At 62.6% G+C, this 3,192-nt stretch carries 2 protein-coding genes; one reads left to right on the plus strand and one right to left on the minus strand.

What is annotated here, in order from left to right:
- The first annotated feature begins 66 nt into the window (after positions 1 to 66).
- Positions 67 to 1,530, plus strand: coding sequence for a HEAT repeat domain-containing protein (locus KY501_RS52695; protein WP_224373227.1), 1,464 nt, complete (start codon positions 67 to 69; stop codon positions 1,528 to 1,530).
- 611 nt (positions 1,531 to 2,141) lie between these two features.
- Here the strand turns inward: KY501_RS52695 and KY501_RS52700 are convergent.
- On the minus strand, positions 2,142 to 2,957 hold the full coding sequence (locus KY501_RS52700) for a hypothetical protein (protein ID WP_224373228.1): 816 nt from the start codon (positions 2,955 to 2,957) through the stop codon (positions 2,142 to 2,144).
- Positions 2,958 to 3,192 lie beyond the last annotated feature (235 nt).

Below are 3,192 nucleotides of genomic sequence, written 5' to 3' on the forward strand. Positions count from 1 at the left end.
AGGCGTCGACGTCAGCCGCGAGCAGATGGCCGCCCTTCACCTTGAGCGCTCCAACTTCCATGGTGAGTGGAATTACACCCTCCGGCCAAACTGAAACTTTATTTCTGCGCGGCTCCTTACCTCGAAGAGCGTTTGCGCCTGCTCCGGACCCTCAACCCCGGGGACACACTCCAATTTGGCCTCGATCCATTGGCCGAATATCTCGCGGGGCTGTACTTGGTTGAGACGCTCGGAGCAGATAAGGAGGCGTGGCTTCGATTCCTGGCCGAAGCGAAGGCCAAACTTGGCGTACCGCAACGAACTCAGGGTTTCCTGCTGGCGATTCGGGACTGCTACTTGGCCAAGGTTCCTGGTGCGACAGAGTCCCACTGGATGCCGCTGGAACTTGCCGGGTTGGCTGGGTTGGATCCAGCGCTGCTCCAGAGTGCCCAGCGTCTCCAGCGCATCCGACGTCTCATCGCGAACCTCACCTTGCCGGATCCCGAGGATCGTCTTCAGGCGACATTGGCGCTAGGGCGCCTGGGAAGGACCGCGCCGGAAGCGGTTCCGGCCCTGGTGGAAGCCTTGAAGGATGCTGACGCAGAGGTGTGCCAGGGAGCTGCCAGAGCGCTGGGAATGATGGGAGCGGCGGGACGTGTGGCGGTTCCGGTTCTCGTGGAAGCCCTGAAGGATTCCCGGCCTGGAGTGGGCCGGGCGGCTGCTGAAGCGCTGGCGCGCATGGGGGAAGCCGGGCAGGCGGCGGTCCCTGCCCTGCTGTACGCCTTGAAGGCTTCAGACACGGCAATGCGCAAGGGCTCTGCAGGAGCGCTAATGCGTATGGGAATGGCCGGGCGGGTGGCGGTCCCCGCCCTTTTGGAAACCCTGATGGATTCCCACGAGGAAGTGCACCCGTTGGCCGCACTAATGCTGGGGCTCATGGGAGAGGCTGGTCGCGCAGCGGTTCCGGCCCTGGCGCAAGCCCTAAAGGACCCTCGCCCTGAAGTACGCGGGCAGGCCGTATTCACGTTGGCGCGCATGGGAGAGGTCGGGCAGGCAGCGGCTCCGGTCCTGATGAAAATCTTGAAGGATTCAGACACGGCAGCGCGCAGGGGAGCCGCAGAGGGGCTGCTGCGCATGGGGATGGCCGGACAGGTAGCGATCCCGGCCCTGGCGCAAGCCCTGGAGGATTCCGACGCGGGGGTGCACCAGCTGGCAGCACTGACGCTAGGGCTCATCGGAGAGGCTGGAAATGCATTGGTCCCCGGCCTGGCGCAAGCCCTGAGGGATTCCGACGAACAAGTGCGCAAGCAGGCCGCAGATGCGCTTGGATACATCGAAGGGGCCGGAAAGGCAGCGGTTCCGGCCTTGGTGAAAGCCTTGAAGAACTCCGACGCTCAGATACGCGGGGTGGCCACGTGGGCGCTGGAGCGAATGGAAGGGGCCAAGCAAGGAGCGCTCCTGGCCCTGCTTGAAGCTCGGAAGGATTCCGATGCTAAGCACGCCGGCGGACGAGCTCCTGGGAAGGGAAGAAGAGAGCTATCGCGGCGCTGAGCAGGCCCCGAGCGCCTGATTCGAGAAACCACGAACCGCCCGTCCGGGCGACTGCGCGAGTGGACTGGAGCTTCCAAGCTCGTGGCCCAGATGGCAGCGCCCGGCCGGTTCGGACCCCAACATGCACCGAGTCCCTGCTGGGCCTCACCCAAGTGCGGATGGAAGCGTGGCGGAGCGGCTTCTCGACAGGACGCAGGTTGCCATGCAGGGCCGGCACTTGACTTCGAGCGGCCTCCTCATGGAAGTCCAAACGGGGTGTGCGCTCCTTGCTCGGCTCCTCCACCGTCGCGGCAAAGGCGGGGCTCGCCTCCGTAAGCCCCGGCTCCGCCCGTGCTCGAGGGAACTCCCGTGTCCACCCGGATGACGGGCTGAAAAGAAAAGGCCCCGCGTCCCTCTCTTTGGGAACGCGGGGCCGGGTCTAACGGCGAGGAGCTTGGCCCGCTTCATGCGTCCAGCGGTACGCCTTTCCACCCCAGCTGAACGTAAATGTTCGCTCGGCCCCGCGGTGATGGGGTGTCCACCGTTCCTAAGGGCCCGTCTTGGTTGGCCTCATTCTTGGCAGCCTGCTCCACGGGCAAGGAACGACCTGGATGCCCTACCGAAACCGGCCCTCAGTAAGACCAACCGTAGTCCAGCGCCAAACTCGTGAAAGATGCCTGAATCGTCCATTTCGCTCCTGACTCCCCAGGAATGACCATGAGGTTGATGAGTGACTCAAAGGTCTCCCATTTCCAAACAGGCTCGTTTGCGTACGATTCATGTCTCATGGGAGTGCCGTAGATCTTCGCCAACTCCTCGGCACATTCACGTGCAACGGTGTGCGCCTCTTCTCTGGAAGGACTCTCGACAGACTCACGGACACCCTGGAGCAACCCTTCCCGGAAGTCGAAGCAACATTGAACACGCCTCTTGAAGAATTGCGAGTCGACGTGAGCGATCTGCATGCTCGTGCCACGGCCTCTCTCAATCTCATACAGCCCCCCAACGTCATGGGATGTCATGAGCCATAGCGCCTTGCCATATCCTTCGAACGCTGGCTTTCCCAACAGGTCGTAGCCCTTACGCTTCATGAACGTGACCGCGAGGCCTACGTCTTTTTCGCGGGCGTAAAGGTGGAGGAGGATCTCACTCGCAAGGGTCTGCCAAAAGAAGTCCTTGTACACAGTGCGTATCGCCTGTCCGAATTCGTTCGCGAGCGTATCGAAGAGGGCATGGTGCCCTTCGACAAGGCTGTCCTTATCGTAGGCCGTCGCTAACTCAACCCGAACTTGAACAAGCCGGCTCCCATCAAAATAGAAGTGCCCGGTACTGGGATGCCCCTTGAAAACAACAGGGCCGACAAGTCCCCGAGTAGCCCCAGGCTCGTGACCCACGAACTCAGGGGGGCGGCCGTCCCCCTCAGCGACCTTGGTGAAGATGCGCTTCACCTCTTCCAGCCGCATGTTCCAGCGCAGATTGTTGAACGTCTCCTGAGGACTTCTCCGGCTTGGTTCTGTCAGCATCTTGTCGCCCTGGTGAGTCATACCCCCCGGTGAGAGTCCCTAGCACCAAACGCGTAAGCGGCTCGAAACGGGTGACTTGCAGAGTTCCGCCGGTGGTGGGTAGGGGGAGCTGACGCCAGCGCCCGGGAGTTCGCCTGTGGAGCCCTGAGCCGAGCGCCCG

Origin of the sequence: Hyalangium versicolor, from assembly GCF_020103695.1 — a bacterium.
Lineage (GTDB): Bacteria > Myxococcota > Myxococcia > Myxococcales > Myxococcaceae > Hyalangium > Hyalangium versicolor.